Source organism: Bifidobacterium thermophilum (assembly GCF_037482445.1).
Classification (GTDB): Bacteria; Actinomycetota; Actinomycetes; order Actinomycetales; family Bifidobacteriaceae; genus Bifidobacterium; species Bifidobacterium thermophilum_B.
On sequence record NZ_JBBHLY010000002.1, the window covers coordinates 16,545 to 34,120 of the forward strand.

General features: G+C 64.4%; 14 protein-coding genes. 3 read left to right on the forward strand and 11 right to left on the reverse strand.

Annotated elements, in window-relative coordinates; translation table 11 throughout:
* Positions 1–27 precede the first annotated feature (27 nt).
* The 6 genes from WD012_RS01910 to mraZ form a co-directional block, all read right to left on the reverse strand.
* Complete coding sequence (locus WD012_RS01910; protein ID WP_339562259.1) at positions 28–1,515, reverse strand: UDP-N-acetylmuramoyl-tripeptide--D-alanyl-D-alanine ligase; 1,488 nt, start codon at positions 1,513–1,515, stop codon at positions 28–30.
* A gap of 141 nt (positions 1,516–1,656) precedes the next feature.
* The gene (locus WD012_RS01915) at positions 1,657–2,550 is read right to left on the reverse strand and encodes a UDP-N-acetylmuramyl peptide synthase (RefSeq protein WP_339562114.1); all 894 of its coding nucleotides are present in this window, start codon (positions 2,548–2,550) and stop codon (positions 1,657–1,659) included.
* Between the two features lie 70 nt (positions 2,551–2,620).
* Positions 2,621–4,417, reverse strand: coding sequence for a peptidoglycan D,D-transpeptidase FtsI family protein (locus WD012_RS01920; protein ID WP_422614331.1), 1,797 nt, complete (start codon positions 4,415–4,417; stop codon positions 2,621–2,623).
* Position 4,418: 1 nt separating this feature from the next.
* Complete coding sequence (gene ftsL, locus WD012_RS01925; RefSeq protein ID WP_339562115.1) at positions 4,419–4,880, reverse strand: cell division protein FtsL; 462 nt, start codon at positions 4,878–4,880, stop codon at positions 4,419–4,421.
* Positions 4,880–5,950: a 16S rRNA (cytosine(1402)-N(4))-methyltransferase RsmH gene (rsmH, locus tag WD012_RS01930; RefSeq protein WP_339562116.1), complete on the reverse strand. Its 1,071-nt coding sequence runs from the start codon at positions 5,948–5,950 to the stop codon at positions 4,880–4,882. The genes ftsL and rsmH overlap by 1 nt, the downstream gene beginning before the upstream one ends.
* Before the next feature lie 6 nt (positions 5,951–5,956).
* Positions 5,957–6,493: a division/cell wall cluster transcriptional repressor MraZ gene (mraZ, locus tag WD012_RS01935; RefSeq protein WP_422614340.1), complete on the reverse strand. Its 537-nt coding sequence runs from the start codon at positions 6,491–6,493 to the stop codon at positions 5,957–5,959.
* 944 nt (positions 6,494–7,437) lie between these two features.
* Between mraZ and WD012_RS01940 the strand changes: the two genes are divergently transcribed.
* Both WD012_RS01940 and serA read left to right on the forward strand, forming a co-directional pair.
* Positions 7,438–9,717, forward strand: coding sequence for a HelD family protein (locus WD012_RS01940; RefSeq protein ID WP_339562117.1), 2,280 nt, complete (start codon positions 7,438–7,440; stop codon positions 9,715–9,717).
* Positions 9,718–9,726: 9 nt separating this feature from the next.
* Positions 9,727–10,932, forward strand: a complete 1,206-nt coding sequence (serA, locus tag WD012_RS01945; RefSeq protein ID WP_339562118.1) for a phosphoglycerate dehydrogenase — start codon at positions 9,727–9,729, stop codon at positions 10,930–10,932.
* Between the two features lie 121 nt (positions 10,933–11,053).
* Here the strand turns inward: serA and nrdR are convergent, their stop codons facing one another.
* Together nrdR and WD012_RS01955 are read right to left on the reverse strand one after the other, a co-directional pair.
* Positions 11,054–11,524, reverse strand: a complete 471-nt coding sequence (nrdR, locus tag WD012_RS01950; RefSeq protein WP_339562262.1) for a transcriptional regulator NrdR — start codon at positions 11,522–11,524, stop codon at positions 11,054–11,056.
* 110 nt (positions 11,525–11,634) lie between these two features.
* The gene (locus WD012_RS01955) at positions 11,635–11,916 is read right to left on the reverse strand and encodes a LysM peptidoglycan-binding domain-containing protein (RefSeq protein WP_339562119.1); all 282 of its coding nucleotides are present in this window, start codon (positions 11,914–11,916) and stop codon (positions 11,635–11,637) included.
* A 375-nt stretch (positions 11,917–12,291) separates the two neighbouring features.
* On the opposite strand from WD012_RS01955, the gene lexA reads away from it, so the two are divergent.
* Positions 12,292–13,062: a transcriptional repressor LexA gene (lexA, locus tag WD012_RS01960; protein ID WP_339562120.1), complete on the forward strand. Its 771-nt coding sequence runs from the start codon at positions 12,292–12,294 to the stop codon at positions 13,060–13,062.
* Between the two features lie 497 nt (positions 13,063–13,559).
* Here the strand turns inward: lexA and WD012_RS01965 are convergent, their stop codons facing one another.
* From WD012_RS01965 to hflX, 3 genes are all read right to left on the reverse strand, one after another.
* On the reverse strand, positions 13,560–14,579 hold the full coding sequence (locus WD012_RS01965; protein WP_339562121.1) for a cation diffusion facilitator family transporter: 1,020 nt from the start codon (positions 14,577–14,579) through the stop codon (positions 13,560–13,562).
* A gap of 223 nt (positions 14,580–14,802) precedes the next feature.
* On the reverse strand, positions 14,803–15,765 hold the full coding sequence (locus WD012_RS01970; protein ID WP_339562122.1) for an L-lactate dehydrogenase: 963 nt from the start codon (positions 15,763–15,765) through the stop codon (positions 14,803–14,805).
* A 209-nt stretch (positions 15,766–15,974) separates the two neighbouring features.
* Positions 15,975–17,480, reverse strand: a complete 1,506-nt coding sequence (gene hflX / locus WD012_RS01975) for a GTPase HflX (protein ID WP_339562263.1) — start codon at positions 17,478–17,480, stop codon at positions 15,975–15,977.
* Positions 17,481–17,576: the final 96 nt, after the last annotated feature.

Here is a 17,576-nt window from a genome sequence, read left to right on the forward strand (position 1 = left end):
GTTCAGCTCACGAAGCCTTGCTTGGACTTATTTGGACCAACGTTCGGCCAGCGCGCTGAGCCCGGACATATGCGAGCCCTTGAGCAGCACCACCGTGTCGGCGTGGTTCGCCGCCGCGGACACGACCAGCTCGTCGGCCTGCGCGGCATCATGTACCCAGTGTATCGAGACACCGTCACGGCCCGACGCCTCCACGCGCTCCCGCGCGCCCTGCGATACCGCTTCGGCGAGCGCGTCGAAATGCGCATCGGCACGGTTGCCTACGGCGATGATCTCATCGATGCCCTTCCCGACCGTGTAAGCGCCGATCTGCCGGTGCTGGTCGCGTTCGGTGTCGCCAAGCTCGAGCATCGCGCCGAGCACGGCGATCCGGTACGGTTGCCTGCCGTCCTGCGCATGCCATGCGGCCAGGCCGTCAAGCCCCGCTTTCATGGAGTCGGGGTTCGCGTTGAAGCTGTCGTCGATGAGCGTGAAGTGCGCTCCGCCCCGCTCGATGCGGGATACCGCCATGCGGTGGGCGCTGATGCGGTCCACGCGGCTCAAGGTGCTTGCGATGCGCTCGAGCGTCATGCCGCACGCGCGGGCGACCGTGGCGGCGGCGAGCGCGTTGGCCACGTTGTGCCGCCCGCTGATGCCGAGGGTCACCTTGGCGGTGGCGCCGTCGGCGTCCACGAGCGTGAAGGAGGGGTGGTCGAGGTCGTCGAGGGTGATGTCGCGCGCTGTGGTCGCCGGTTCCGCGCCTTCTTGCCTGGTGTCGTCGAGGCCGAACCATAGGACGCGCGCCGGGGCGATCCGCGCCATGGCGGCGACATACGGGTCGCCGGCGTTGAGTACGGCGGTCCCGTGCGGGGCCAGGCCGCGGACGATTTCGCTTTTCGCTTGGGCGATGCGTTCGCGTGAGCCGAATTCGCCGAGGTGTGCCACGCCGACCTTGAGCACGACCGCGATATCCGGGGGTGCGATCTGCGTGAGGCGGGCGATTTCGCCGACGTGGTTCGCCCCCATTTCGGCGATGAGGTAGCGCGTGCGCTTGCCGACATGCAATGCGGTCAGCGGCAGCCCGATCTCGTTGTTGAACGAGCCGAAGGGGGCCACGGTGGGCCCCAGCTCGTCAAGCAGGGCGTGCAGCAGGTCCTTGGTCGTGGTCTTGCCAACGGAACCGGTGATGCCGATGATGGTGAAATCCCCGTCGGCGGCGCGACGTGCAGCGAGGTTATACCGGGCGAGACGCCCCAGGGCGATGACCGAGTCCTTGACGACGATCTGGGCGATGGGGGCGTCGACCGGATGCTCCACGATCGCCGCCGCAGCGCCCTTGCCGGCCACCTGGGCGACGAAATCGTGCCCGTCGACCCGTTCGCCGGGGATGGCGACGAATATCGAACCGTCATGCGCCTGGCGGGAGTCGCTGACCACCGTCGGTTCGAACACCCCTTGCGGGGCCCGGGCCTGGTCCGGGATGTGCAATGCGCCGTCCACCGCCTCGGCGACCTGCGCGAGCGTCACCGGCATCATGGCCGCTTCCTGTGTCATTGTCCTGTCCTCCTGATGGTTGTGGTCTCCGGCATGTGCCGGTCAGGGTCTGTGTCGAATGTCCCGTATGCCGCGTGGGCGGCCGCTTCGCGTCGCGGTTCGCCGCCGCGATGCCGGCAGCCGCTAGCGCATCTCGTGGGAGACCCTCAATGCGCTGCGGATGTTGGATTTTCTGACGCCGGCGGCCATGACCATCGAGATGGCGAGGCTCAGCCGGGACGCTTCCGCCGTGCCGGGGCCGCCGTCGACTGCTTCGGCGGCGATGCCGTCGGTTTCCGCGTCACGCTGGCGTATGGTGCGGTCGCCGTCCTTGAGGCTGAACCCGTAGCGTTCCATCCACTCGTCGAGCATGGCATGACCCGTGTCGGCGGTGAGCGTGTCATGCGAGCCGACCACGTCGACTTCGGCGCCTTCCAGCGCATGGTCGGCGAGGGTGCCCGGTTCGAGCGCGATGATGATGGCGGCGGCGCCGTCCTCGGCGCACACGGACATGATGTGCTGGATATCGTAGATGTTCAGCGGGTACGACAGGCTCAGCTGCCGTTCCAATGATGATGATCCGGCGGCGTTGATCTGGCCCACCGGGTTGCCGAGCATGTGCAGGAACGCCGCCAGTCGGATGGTGCAGGCGCGCACCTCGTCATCGTCGTGGCCGCCGACGGCGAAGACGGCGAGCGGCTTGGACGGGTCGCCGGCCATGGTGGCGGCGAGGGATCCGATCTGCGCAGGCGTGGGTTCGGCGACGATGACGGGGTATCCCGCCTGTTCGGCGAGATCCTTCGACGTGTGCGGGATGAGTGCGGCGTATGCGCCGTGCGCATGGGCGACGTGCAGGGTCTCGGCGTCGACGTCCTGCAAGGGGGTGAACAGGGAGCCGGGTTTGATCGAGTCGATGTCGTTGCTGATCGATGTGACGGTCACACCGCCCGCGAACCCGGGGATGAGTTCGAAATCGTATCGTGCGCAGATGTCGCCCAGTGTCATCCGCAGGCCTACGGCCTCTGTCACCACGCTCATCAGGCGTCCCTTTCTGTGATTGTCCGTTCCAAACCGGTTCGACCGCCGTTCCTGGCGTATGCCTTATGCATTACCACGTCACCGGGATAGCATCGGTGCGCGGCGAGGAGGTCGGCACCTGGTACTTCTGCATAAGGAATTCACCGATGGTCTTGAAGACCGGGCCTGCGGTCATGCCGCCGTATGTCCCCTCGGGGTCCTTGAGGACGACGGTGACCACGAAGCGCGGATTGTCGGCGGGCAGCACGCCCACCCAGTCAGCTACGATCGAGGTCAGGGCGCCGTTCGCGCCGGCCACCTGGGCGGTTCCCGTCTTCGCGGCGATCCGGTACCCGGGTACACCGGCCTCGTTCTGGTAGTATTCGCCGACCGATTCCATGGCGTTGAGCATCTGGGAGGCCACCGATTCATCGACGACACGGGCCGGCTCGCCGCGCTTGGGCGTGGTCGTGTGCCCTTCGGCGTCGGTGACGGACTTGATGATGTACTGCTGGTTCTTCACGCCCTTGTTCGCGATGGTCGCGATGGCGTTCGTGATCTGCAGGACATTGGTCGAATAGCCCTGCCCGAACAGCACCGTGTTGCGGGTGCGTCCGTCCCAGCTGCTGGGGCTGCTCAGCGAACCGCTTGATTCCGCGGGGAGGTTCATGCCGCTGGCCTGGCCGATGCCGAATTTCTTGAGGAATTCATAGCGTTCCTCACTGGTGTACTTGTCGGCGGCCATGATCATGCCGACGTTCGAGGACTGTTGCAGGATCCCCGCAAGCGTCCAGTTGCTCGTGCCATGCTCGTGAGAGTCCTTGTAGTCCTGCCCGTCCACGGTGATGGTGCTGGGGACGGTGAACTGGTCGGTCATCTTGTGCAGACCGAGCTGGAGCATGCCCGCCATCGAGAAGACCTTGCCGACCGACCCCGGTTCGAAGGTCGTGGCCACGGCGCGCGAGGCGTTCTGCATGGCCTGGGTGCTGCCCGCTTCCACCTGGTCCGAGTCCTCAAGCGCGAGGATCGCCCCGGTCTTCACGTCCTGGACGACTGCGATGCCCCACGCGGCGTGGAACTGGCTGACGCCGTCGGTCAGTGCCTTCTTGACATACCAGTCCACGTCCGCGTCGATGGTGAGCTTGACGTCCGAGCCGTTGACCGCTTCCGTCTTGTCGACCTGGGTGCCCGGAATCGTCTGCCCCTGGCCACCGGTCTGGTAGGTCACCTTCCCGTTGGTGCCTGTCAGCGTCTTGTCTTCCATGAGCTCGATGCCGCTGACGCCTTTGCCGCTCGCGTCGACACCGCCGAGCAGCGAGCCCATGAGCGTGCCGTTGGAGTATTCGCGGATGCTTGACGGGATGCCGTACACACACCAGCCGAGATGCAGCTTGTCGATCTTGCGTTTGACTTCCGGGGACACGTTCTTCTTCAGGACCACGTATTGCGAGCTGGTGCTCAGCTGTGCGCCCAGGGTCTTCGCGTCGATGCCGAGAATGCCTGACACCAGGCGCGCCACCGCCGCCGCCCCGGTGGTACCGACCGGCTTGCCGTTGACGGCATGGCAGTACGACTTGTTCTTCGACGTGCAGTTCACCGGTTTGAAGCTCTGGGAGAGCACCGCGTCGCCGATGATGTCATAGCGTTCCACGCTCTGCGCCAGGACGGTCCCGTTCGTGTCTTCGATCTTGCCGCGGCTCGCCTTGATTGTCACCGTGGTGGTGCGCCCCTTCTGCGCGGCCGCCGCGTAGCTTTTCGCGTTGATCAGCTGGAGGTTCCCCAGCTGCAGCAGGCATGCCGCCGCGACCAGGGCGAAGACCAGCATCACCAGGACGCAGCGGGTGCCGAACTGCCCGAGCGAGCGCGACAGCCGTTTCCATGGACGCATATCACTTGCTCCCGTCGCTGGGCTGGTATCCGTTGAGGTCGATGGTCACGGAATCCTGCTGGGCCACCATCCCCATGTCCTGGGCCTTCTGCGGCAGCGACGCCTGGAGGGAGTCGAGCTTGGTCTGGTCGGTCTGGATATCCTGCTGAAGCTGTTCGATATGGTTTTCGGTCTGGTCCGATTCGAACGAGTTCGATGCCATCTGGGTGCGCAGGCCGAGCGCGACCACCAGCGTCGCCGAGAGGAAGACGATGGCGGCCGCGATCTGCAGGAGCGGGGCCCTGCGCGACCGGGTCCATTCAAGGAACTGCTGGAAACGGTTGCGCCGGGCGCTCGCCTCGACGCGCTCGTTCTTGACCAGGTGCAGTGCCGGGCGGGTGCTGGCCTCACGGGTCTCCTCGGCGCGTTCCGTATGCTTCGCGGGGGTCGCGTTCGAATGTATTCTGCGTGCGGGAGCCGCCATCATCCTCTCCTTGTTCCGTGCGTTCCATGCCCGTGATGCTGGCTGCCGGCCCTTCGATCGCGCCCGACGCCGTCGACAGCCATGTGTTCGAATCGTTCACGCCATCGTTCGGGGATCGGACGGGCGAGTTCGATGGCACGCAGACGCACGGATGCGGAGCGCGGGTTGTCGGCGATCTGCTGTTCGTCGGCTTTCACCGCACCCCGGGTGAGGGCGGTGAAGAACGGCTTGGCGTCGTCGGGGATCACCGGCAGGCCGGCGGGCGCATCCGATTCCAGACCGTCACGCATGAAGCTTTTCACGGTTTTGTCTTCGAGCGAATGGTAGGACTCGACGACCAGCCGGCCGCCGACGGCAAGATGGTTCGCGGCCTGCGGCAGGGTGTGGGCGAGCTTGTCCAGTTCGCCGTTGACCTCGATGCGCAGCGCCTGGAACACCCGCTTCGCCGGGTTGCCTGCAGGCCGGTGCGCCTTGGGCACGGTGCGGTCCACCAGACGGTTGAGCTGGCCGGATGTCACGATCGGGCCGGTGGCACGTTCCTCGACGATGGCGTGGGCGATCTGACGCGCGAAACGTTCCTCGCCATAGGTTTTGAAGATGTAGGCGAGGTCGCGTTCGCTGTATTGGGCGAGCACGGTCCGGGCGGTCAGGCTCTGGGTGACGTCCATGCGCATGTCCAGCGGCGCGTCATGCGAGTACGAGAAGCCGCGGTCGGTCTCGTCGATCTGCAGGCTGGACAATCCCAGGTCCATGAACACCGCCTGGACGCTGTGGATGCCCAGATCGTGCAGGACACGGCTGAATTCGTCGAAGGCGGCGTGCACGGGGGTGAAGCGCGTCTCAAGCCCTTCCTCGCGCATGCGCTGCGTCGCCATGCCCAGTGCTTCGCGGTCACGGTCGATGCCAATCAGGCGGGCGTGCGGGGCCGCCTTGAGGAACGCGCACGCATGCCCGGCGAGCCCGAGGGTGCAATCGACCACGATGCTGCCGGGTTCGCGCAACGCCGGGGCGACAAGGTCCACGCACTCGTCAAGCAGGACCGGCTGATGAATCGTCGAGAAATCCGTCATACGCGCTCACCATTCCATCGTCGGCAGGACGTCGTTGGCAATATCGGAGTAGCCCTGCTCGTTGTCGGCAAGGTACTGGTCCCAGGCCTGGCGGTTCCAGATCTCGGCGCGGGTGCCCACGCCGATGACCACGATGTCGTCGCCGAGCTTTGCGTAGTCGCGCAGCATCTGCGGCACCAGGACTCGGCCCTGCTTGTCCGGGGTCTGGTCGACCGCACCGGACAGGAAGACACGCAGATACTCGCGGGCCGCCTTGTTGCCCAGCGACGTGCGCTGGATCTGCATGGCAACGCGCCGGAACTCCTCTTGCGGGAACAGGTAGATGCAACGTTCCTGTCCGCGCGCCATGACCACGCCCGGCCCGAGCTGGGAGCGGAATTTCGCGGGCAACGCCATTCGGCCTTTCACGTCGATCTTCGGGGAATACGTGCCGAGCAGCATGACCTCGGCACCGGTGCCGGACTGCTGCGGCTGGGCGGCGGGCCGGGGTGCCTCCCGGCCGATGGCGGGCTGCCCGTACGGCTGGGCGGCCGACTGGGGCATGGCAGGCTGGATCATGGCAGGCTGCATGAACGGCGCAGACTGGTCCTGCTGGTCAGGCGAAAGCGGTTGCGCGACCTGGCCCGGCTGAATCGTCTGGCCGGGCTGCGGCTGGACTGCCGGCTGCATGAACGCGGGCGGCACGGGCTGCATAGGCTGCTGCGACTGGTTCACCAGCACCCACCCCTGCCGGGGATCATAGGCGTAGGCGACCATGCCGGGCTGCGGGGCGGCAGGCTGCGGGGCAGCAGGCTGCGGGAACTGCTGCGAGGCGGGCTGCTGCCCGGACGGATCCGCGGTGAACTGTGGTGCGGAAGAGGTGGGAGGAACCGCGAAAACGGGAGGCTGGGCCTCGCCGGGCATGGCAGGCGGGGTGTCGGAGGGGACCGCGGGCTTGATATCGTCATCGCGTTCAGCCATCGATCCCACCTCCTTTATCGTTATTGGATACACTCCGCCACACCTGTCTCACCACTTTACCCCACGAATCCCCATTTTCCACCACGAGTACACAAAAACCTCACGTGAGCGGGCCGTGAACGTTGGCAGCGCTGAAAAAACGGTTGATATCCGGCGTTTCGCCTGAAGTCCGGCCTTCGTGGCCGCTTGGCGGGCCAGGCCGCCGTCTTGGGTCGACATCACGCCGACACGGCAACCTCATGAATATGGTGTATTGACGGTGAATCATCCCTTGCATTCTTATATGATGCCTACGATTCGCTGTTCTTTCGAAGTGAAAATGGTGAATATGCCCTAGTCGACGCGCCAGAGTGGCTGTGGCATCCGGATGCCGTCCGGCATCGGAGACGCGGACGTACCGCATGGCGGTCGCCTTGCCTGGCGCCGGCCCGCATCGCCTCCACCCCGGTCGCCTCCGGCGGAGGTAGCCGCCCCGCGGTACACTGGAATGCCTGAATCGCAGCACCCGACATCGGAAACGGAACAGCATGACGACTTACTCCTCCCAGCTTCACGAGGAACAACTTGCAGTGACACGAGCGTATGACCGGCTGGATTCGCTGCGCGACCAGGCGAGGGAACGCCTCGCGGCCGTGCGCGCCGCCGGGTCGCATGGTTCGCCGACGCAGCGCACCGAGCGCGATTCCTTCGCGACCATGTATGAGGACCGCCTCATGCAGCTGCGCGCCGTCGAGGACCGGCTCGTATTCGGCCGGCTCGACGACGTCCATGGCAAACGCCGCTACATCGGCCGCATCGGCCTGTCCAGTGCGGACCATGAGCCGATCCTCACCGACTGGAGGGCCGAGGCGGCGCGTCCGTTCTATGAGGCGACCCCCTCACGCCATGGCGATATCGTCATGCGCCGCCATATCACCCTGCATTTCAGGGAGGTCACCGGCATCGAGGACGAGGTGCTCGACGTCCACTCCGACCAGGTCGGCAAAGCGCAGGACGCCGGCACGCTCACCGGCGAAGGGGCGCTGCTCGCATCCCTCAACTCGAAGCGCACCGGCAAGATGACCGACATCGTCGCCACCATCCAGGCCGAGCAGGACCGCATCATCCGCGCTCCACTCGACCGGGTGGTCATCGTCCAGGGCGGGCCGGGAACCGGCAAGACCGCCGTCGCGCTCCACCGCGCGGCCTACCTGCTGTACACGCATCGCCGCCGACTCGCCAACTCGGGCGTCCTGGTCATCGGCCCCAGCACCGGGTTCCTGCATTACATCGACCAGGTGCTCCCCTCCCTCGGCGAGACCGGCGTGGTCAGCAGAACCATCGCCGACCTCATCCCCGGCATCGTCGCCTCGCATGAGGACGACCCGCGCGCCGCCATGCTCAAAGGCGACTACCGGATGCGTCATGTCATCGAGAACGCCGTCACCGCCAGGGAACGCATCCCTTCGCACCTGCCGGTCATCTCGCTCAACGGGTTCAACGTGCCGATGCTGCGCGTCGACTTCGACCAGGCGATCGCCAACGCCAAGCGCACCCGCCAGCCGCACAACAAGGCGCGCGAGACGTTCGTGCGCGAGATGCTCACCGCGTTGCGCGACCGGTATGTCGAGCAGCTGGACTACCAACCGAACCAGGCGGAACTCTACGATGTCGTCTCCCAGCTGCGCATGAACGACCAGGTGCGTATCACCCTGAACAAGGCCTGGCTGCCCATGACCGGCGAATGGCTGATCGACCAGCTGTTCGCCAAGCCGCAGCAGCTGAAGCGGTTCGCCCCATGGCTCAGCGACAGTGACATCACCACGCTGACCCGTCCGAAAGGCTCCCCGCTGACCCGTTCCGACATCCCCCTGCTCGACGAGGCGCTGGAACTGCTCGGCCCTGATCCCAAACTCGCCGCACGGCAGGCCGCGAAGGACGCCAAACGGGCCGAGGAGGAGCAGTTCGCCAAGGACACGCTCGCCCAGGCCGGCATCGGCTCGGGTATCGTGACCTCGCAGATGCTCCTGGACAACATCAACGGCGGCGGTGACGAGCTCATCGCCCAGCATGCCGCGGCGGACCGCGAATGGACCTACGGGCATATCGTCGTCGACGAGGCGCAGGAACTGACCGCGATGGACTGGCGGATGCTCATCCGGCGATGCCCGTCACGCTCCTTCACCATCGTCGGCGACGTCGCACAGACCTCGGCGCTCGGCGGCACCCGCTCGTGGGCGAAGACCATGGACCGGCTGTTCGGCCCCGACCACTGGGACCTCAACGAGCTGACCATCGACTACCGCAATCCGCAGGAGGTATCCGACCTCGCCTCGCGCTTCGCCGAGCACGAAGGCCTGTATGTCTCCACGGTCAAGGCGGTCCGCCGTGTCGACGATTCCGTGCACCGCATCCACGTCGCCGACGAGGCCAGTCTCGACGCGCGGGTCGCCGACGAGACCCTCGCGCTCGCCCGAGAGTACGTCGGCGATGACGGTACCGGCCGTATCGCCGTCATCGCGGCGGCACCGCATGTCGCCGCATTGCGCCGGACCGTGGCCGACAGGCTGCGCAGCGGGCTGTCCGCGGACCGCTTCACCCGGCTCAGCGAGCAGAGCGCATGGGACCGCCAGATCATGGTGTGTACGACCGAAGAGGTCAAAGGGCTTGAATTCGATGCGGTCATCGTCGTCCAGCCGGGTCAGATCGAGCAGACCGCCCCGGCGCGCCTGGTCGCCGCCGCCGACCTGTATGTCGCGATGACACGGCCGACGCAGCGCCTGCTTATAGTGCGGACAGATGATGACGAACGTCAGCTGATGATTTAAGGTAGTAGTATGCCCAAAGCATTGTTATTAGAGAATATTCATCCGTTCGCGGCGCAATCGCTGCGGGACCACGGTTTCGAGGTGGAGACGCTCAAGGGAGCCCTGAGCGAGGATGAGCTCATCGACGCCCTCGACGGCGTCGACGTGCTTGGCATCCGATCCAAGACGAGCGTGACGCGCAAGGTCATCGACGCGCGGCCGAACCTCACCGCCGTCGGCTGCTTCTGCATCGGCACCAACCAGGTGGATCTCGAGTATGCGGGCAAGCGCGGCATCGCCGTGTTCAACGCCCCGTATTCGAACACGCGGTCGGTGGTCGAACTGGTGATCTGCGACATCATCTGCCTGATGCGCCGCATCCCCGCCCATACGCACTATATGAAGCATGGCGTGTGGGACAAGTCCGCCAGCGGGTCGCACGAGGTGCGCGGCAAGACGCTCGGCATCATCGGCTACGGCAATATCGGTTCCCAGCTGTCGGTGCTCGCCGAGGCGATGGGCATGCGCGTGCTGTTCTACGATCTTGAGGAGAAGCTCGCCATGGGCAACGCCAAGCGCATGGCAAGTCTCAATGATCTGCTCGAACAGGCCGATGCGGTGACGCTGCACGTGGACGGCCGCAAGTCGAATACCGGCTTCTTCGGTGAGGAGCAGTTCTCGCACATGAAGCAGGGCGCGATCTTCATCAACCTGTCGCGTGGGTTCGTCGCCGACCTGGACGCGCTGAAATGCCATTTGGATTCGGGGCACTTGTCAGGTGCCGCGGTGGACGTGTTCCCCACCGAGCCGAAGAAGAGCGGCGACCCGTTCGCCACCCCGCTGGCGGATGAGGACAATATGATCCTCACGCCGCATATCGGCGGTTCGACACTTGAAGCGCAGGAATCGATCGGCCATTTCGTGTCGCAGCGTCTGGAAGACTACTGGTACAAGGGCTCGACGATGCTGTCCGTGAATTTCCCGCAGCTGACGCTGGGGGCGAACCGCGGAAACGTTCGTATCGCGCATCTTCACGCCAACCTGCCCGGCGTGCTGGGCAAGATGAACCATATCCTGGGCGAGGAGAATATCAATATCTCCGCGCAGTCACTGGGTACGGAAGGCGAGTTGGGATACGTGGTCACCGACGTGTCAGGCAAGCCCGACCAGGCGACCATTGATGCGCTGAGCCATATCGAAGGCACCATCCGTATGCGGGTGCTGGCCGGCGACTGATTGTCCGGCGACGGTTCCGGTATAGAAAGGGGGCTGGTCCGACCACACGGTCGGACCAGCCCCCTTTTCGGTTCGCAGCGTATCGATGCTGTTCGCAGCATATCGATGCCCGCCGCCGGTGTCAGTGGACGCCGTTGAACTCCTTGGCCTTGCTGGCGTTGAGTTCGTCGATGGCATGCTGGAAATCCTGAAGGTTCTCGAAATTCTGATAGACGCTTGCGAACCGCATGTAGGCGACTTCGTCGAGATCGCGCAACGGCCTGAGAATCGCCTTGCCCACTTCTTCCGACTTGACGGTCGCCAGCCCGCGGGAACGCAAGTCCTCCTCCACACGTTGACCGAGTGTCTTCAACTGGTCTTCATCGATCGGACGGCCTTGGCATGCCTTGCGCACGCCGTTGACCACCTTGTTGCGATCGAAAGGCTCCACATTGCCGGATCGTTTCTGCACCAGCAGCATCGTGGTTTCCACGGTGGTGAAGCGCCGTCCGCACTTGAGGCATTCGCGGCGTCGTTTGATGGAGTGGCCGTCCTCGTTGATACGGGTATCAACCACCTTGGTTTCAGGATTCTGGCAATACGGGCAATGCATGCTATCCACAATAGCCGGCAGCCCCAACCTCCACTTGTCCACGGGTCGGCTGCCGTCAACGTGCAGATGTGTACACTGCCACCGCCAACCTCCTTGTACGCACAAGGCAGCTACCTGGCGATGGGAACCACGATGGATTGTCCCGGGACCAGACTCGTGGACTGTAGGCCGTTGAGCTCGACGATCTCGTCTACGGTTTGCCTGACGTCCCCGCCGGCAGGAGTCACCCGCTCGGCATAACCCCACAGGGTATCCCCCGGCTGCACGCTGTAGGTCACCGTATGCCGCGGTGTCGCCGATTCAGCGGTCCTGGACGTGAGCATGCTCCAGCCGAATACCATGGCGAAGGCAAGCAACGCCGCGACCAACGCCTTGGACAGATACGCAGGCATACCCTCCATCGCCATCGCCGGCGTAGCCTCCCTAGTCTCCCGTGCCCGATCCACGGATTGTCTTGCACGTCGGGAGGCCGCGCCCCCGCGCCGGCGACACGCCCCGGCGAAGGCACCGGCAGGTCTCGAAACCGAGCCGCCCTGAGCGGCGGCACCATACCTGACATATCTACGAGATTCAATCATGATTCCCGCCTTTCATAGTCTCCGCCTTTCACTGTCTCCGTCAGTACAACCACCGTTCGAACATGTGTTCTGTCGAACAGATGTTCTAAGTATGCCACAGTTCGGCGACGAACACAAGGGTGTGTCGAACAGATGTTTGATTTTTCCCCGCCGGGCGGTTATGCTTACAACAGAACGAAAGGAACCATTGTGGGCACTATCACATTCACGCCGCGCCATGACGGCACGCAAGACGGGCAACCCCCCGTGCTTTCCGCCCGTCAGCGCCAGGTGCTGGATGCCATCCGCTCACATGTGGCCAACCATGGCTATGCCCCCTCATTCCGCGAAATCGGCGACCTTGTAGGGCTCAAAAGCCCGTCATCCGTCAAGCACCAGCTGCAGGTCCTCGCCGACCGCGGCTATATCCGCATCGGCGCGAAAAAGGGTCGTGCCATCGAGCTCGTCGACGACAAACAACCCGATGTTCCGGCGACTCCCTCCCCTACAACGCATACGGCGGACATCCTCCCCTTCCCCGCGCACGGGCAGACGCGCGACGAGGCACCCATCGACGAGGCATCCATTGGCAAGGCATCCATTGTGGAATCGCACGACGTGCCGCTTGTCGGCAGGATTGCCGCAGGCACCCCGATCACCGCACGGCAGCACATCGAGGATGTCATGCGTCTGCCCGAACGGCTCACCGGCACAGGCAATCTGTTCATGCTTGAAGTCCACGGCGACTCCATGGTCGATGCAGCCATCTGCGACGGCGACTTCGTTGTCATCCGCGAGCAGCAGACGGCGGAAAACGGCGATATCGTCGCCGCGCTGCTCGACGACGAGGCCACCGTGAAGACTTTCCGCAAGGAGCAGGGGCATGTGTGGCTTATCCCCCACAACCCGGCATACTCACCCATCGACGGCACCCACGCGCAGATCATGGGCAAAGTCGTCACCGTGCTGCGCAAGATCTAGGCCGGCGCATCGGCACATATCCGACGCCGTTCCGGCCGCTCGGCCGGCATGCGACCCCGCACTTGAATCGCCGCCATATGGATATCCGGCACGCCGACCCGACACGTCCTCCCTTGCCGGTATGCAACCCAACAGTCGCACCGCAGACAGATATCCACGCCGTCATCACAATCTGCGGCTCCTACCTCCTCGGCGTGCAACCCAGCAATCACATGCCAGGCAGATATCCACCCCAACAGCTGGTCTCAAGAGGCTAACTCACCGGTATGTGCCCCAGCAGTCACACAACAGACAGATACCAACCCCACCAGCCGATCCCAAACTGCCAACTGGCCGGCATGCGACCCTGTAATCACACAACAGACAGATACCAACCCCGCCGACCAGCTCGGAACGGCTAACCCACTGACGTGCGCCCCAGCAGTCACACAACAGACAGATACCAACCCCGCCAGCCGGTCTCAGTCGGCTGACTCACCGGCGTGCGCCCCCGGCAGTCACAAGCCACCCGCACCCGCAGCACCGGCATCATCGCCCGCATCCCGCCGCGAATCCGACGAATCGGCCGAAGCGCCATCAGCGGTATCGTGCAGGTGTTCCGTACGCACCGCCTCGCAGCCGGCCGGCTCCAACTGGAACGTGGTGTGAGGAACCGACACTGGGAAATGCTCACGCAGGCAGCTCTGCAACTGCGCGAGAATCTCGGCCCCCTGAGCCATGGACAGCCCCGGATCGACCACCACATGCGCCATGAGCACCGGCATACCGGTCGACACGGTGCTCGCATGCAGGTCATGCACAGCCACGACATGCGGCACACGCTCCATATGCGAGCGCACCTCATCGAGATCCAACCCCTCAGGCGTCTCCTCGAGGAGCACGCGCACGGCCTTACGCAGCAGCATCGCCGCGCGCGGGATCATCATCAGCGCGATAATGCCGCCGGCGATGGCGTCGAAACCGCCCCACCCCGTGCATTGCAGCACGATCGCGGAGACAATGACCGCGACCGACCCCAAAGCGTCATTGACCACCTCAAGGAAGGCCGCCCGCATATTCATGTTGTCTTCGCTGTTCCCGTGAAGGATGACGATCGAGCCGATATTCGCCGCCAGACCGAGCATACCCATGAACAGCAGCAGGCCGACGCTTCGCACGCCATCATCCGTCCCACCGAACAGGCGCATCCCCGCCTCGACCAGCGCGTAGATGCCGACGAACAGCAGGATGAGCGCGCCGAGGGCTGCGGTGATCACTTCCAGCCGCGCCCACCCCCAGGTCCTGGTGTTGCTGGGTTTGCGGCGCATCAGCATCGCTGTCACCGCCGAGGCGACCAGCACCGACAGATCGGTGAGCATATGACCTGCATCCACGAGCAATGCCAGCGATCCGGTCACCGCCGCGCTGATCACTTCGGCAACAAACACCGTCGACGTCAATGCCAGTGACATCGTCAATCGTCGCTGGTGCTCCCGGCTGCTTCCCGCTTGGAAGGACGTTCCTTCACCGTGCGTCATCGCATACCCTCCTTGGCATGCCGCGGACAGGCCCATGCAACAGCGCGAAGACCTGGAGCCTCACCGCCTGCACATTGCCGAAACCGCTTCTCATTACCATTCTCATCCGTGTAGATACGACGAAACCCCGGCATGGAGCCGGGGTTTCCTTGTCGTTTCGAGTGTACCCGGTATATCGTCACGACGGCAAGCCCGTCATAACGGCGTACCGCTCGAGTGGGTATCAGAAGCCGAACTTCGCAGCGGTCTCGCGCAGCGTCTCCGCGGACTTCTTGAGCTCCTGGAGCTCATGGTCGGACAGCGGGGTGTTGATGCGGGAGTTCACGCCGTGACGGTTCAGCAGGGTCGGCACGGACATGCACACGTCGGAGATACCGTGGAAGTCGGTGAGCATGGAGGACACCGGCAGGATGCGGTTGGTGTCGCGCAGCACGGCCTCGATGATGTCCACGCCGGACATGGCGATCGCGTAGTTGGTCGCACCCTTGCCCTGGATGATCTTGTAGGCGGCGTTCTTGACTTCCTGGTGGATCTCCTCGCGCTTGGCGGCGTCGAGCGGCTCACGGCCCGGCAGCGGCTGCCAATCGCACATCGGGACGCCGCCGATGGTGGCGGAAGCCCACAGCGGGACTTCGGAGTCACCGTGCTCGCCGGCGATGTACGCGTGCACGTTCTTCACGTTCACGCCGGTCTGCTGGGCGATCAGGAAGCGCAGACGCGCGGAATCAAGGTTGGTGCCGGAGCCGAACATCTGGTTCGCCGGCAGGCCGGACAGCTTCATGGACACGTGGGTGACGACATCCACCGGGTTCGTGATGAGCATGTAGATGGCGTTCGGGGCGACCTTCACCACGTTCGGGATGATGGACTTCATGATGTTGATGGTCGCGCCGGCGAGGTCCAGACGGGACTGGCCCGGCTTCTGGCGGGCGCCCGCGGTGATGACGACCATATCGGCGTCACGGCAGATCTCCACGTCGTCGGAACCGTCGATGGAGACGGTCGGATAGAAGCTGGAGCCGTGCTGCATGTCGAGCACCTCGGCCTCGACACGCTCCTTGGCGATGTCCTCGAGAACGATTTCGCGTGCAACGCCACGCTGGGCGGCCGCGAAGGCAAGCGTTGAGCCGACAGCGCCGGCACCGATGATAGCGAGCTTCGTGGGCTTTACAGCTGAATTCACCATTTGCTACTTCTCCTTGGCAATGACCCGATTGTGACGGGTTTCATTCAGTAACGCTTCCACTCTAGTGGTTCTCCGTGACGTTTCCGGCACGGAAACGCCTTGTCGGCGAACCGGTACGACAAGAAAATTGAGAGCGTTCACAACATCGGGCGGACAAGCCTTGTGCCGTTCTACGCTCATTCGCCGGCCCTTCGAAGGGTATTCATCGATTATTCATCGATGGCGGCATCGACGATCTGCGCTGCCAGCTGGCTGTCCACCTGCGCCTCGACCATCACGCCGTCATTGCGGTATTCGATGGAATCCATCTGGCCGTATTCGCGGATCTTCGACACGAGAGACCCGGCGGTGTACGGCAGCAATGCGCTGACATGCACGTCCGGTACCGGCAGGAGCACTTCGACCGCCTCCCGCAGCGTGTCAATACCTTCGCCGGTGTACGCGGACACCAAGTGGGCGTCAGGAGCGAGCGCCGCAAGCCGGTCGCGGGTGGCCTGGTCGGCGCGGTCGATCTTATTGAACACCAGGATGCGCGGGATGCTTTCGGTGCCGTTGATATCGGCGAGAATGGCATTGACCGCGTCGATCTGGGCGAACGGGTCCGGGTGCGAAGCGTCGACCACGTGCACGATGACATCGGCGTCGGCGACTTCCTCGAGCGTGGATTTGAACGCTTCGACCAGTTGCGTGGGCAGCCGGCGTACGAATCCGACGGTGTCCACGTAGGCGTATTGACGGCCGTCCTTCGCGCTCGCACGCCGCACCGCGGTGTCGAGCGTGGCGAACAGCGCGTTCTCCACCAGCTCGCGCGAACCGGTCAGCCGGTTGGTCAATGACGATTTGCCGGCGTTGGTATACCCGACCACGGCGACCGTGGGCAGACCGAAACGACGCCTCGACCCGCGTTTGACATCGCGCGCGGGGGCCATGTGAGCAATCTGTTTGCGTAATTTGGCAATCCGGTTGCGGATGACGCGACGGTCCATTTCGATTTTCGTCTCGCCGGGGCCGCGCGAGCCGATACCCGCGTCGGCGCCGGCCGCGCGACCGCCCGCCTGACGGGACAGCGACCCGCCCCAGCCGCGCAGTCGCGGCAACATGTACTGCAATTGGGCGAGCTCGACCTGCGCCTTGCCTTCGCGGCTGGTCGCATGCTGGGCGAAAATGTCCAGAATCACGGCGGTGCGATCAACGACCTTGACCTTTGTCGCATCCTCCAAGGCTCGCCGCTGGCTCGGCGGCAGGTCGTCATCGACGATGATGGTATCGGCCTCGTCTCGGGCGACGACGCCGGCGATCTCCTTGGCCTTGCCGGAGCCCACGTAGGTGGCCGAATCAGGGCGCAGACGATGCTGCAACAAGCCATCACAGACCTGGGCGCCGGCGGTTTCGGCGAGCGCGGCGAGCTCTCGCAACGATTCCTCGGCTTGCGCCTGGGTGGTTTTCGCGCTCGACCACACGCCGACGAGCACCACGCGTTCGAGACGCACCTTGCGGTATTCGACTTCGGTGACATCCTGCAATTCGCCGAGACCGGCGACGCGTTTGAGCTCGTTGCGGGCCTCGCGCTCTCGCCATTCCTGGTCCTCATGGGCGATAGAGTGTGCGGCGGCATCGTCAAGCAAGACCTCGGAATGTTCCGCAAGCACATCCTCGCCTTGTATGCGGGAGGATTGGCCGGAGGCACTCGCATCGTTGTCCGGAGCGGATGCCATATGCGCCTTGCGCCGGAGCTCCGGGCGCCGCATCTGCTGCGATGCCACGCCCGTCACATCGTCCTGGTTTCCCCTGGTGTCCTCAGCGTCGTCCAT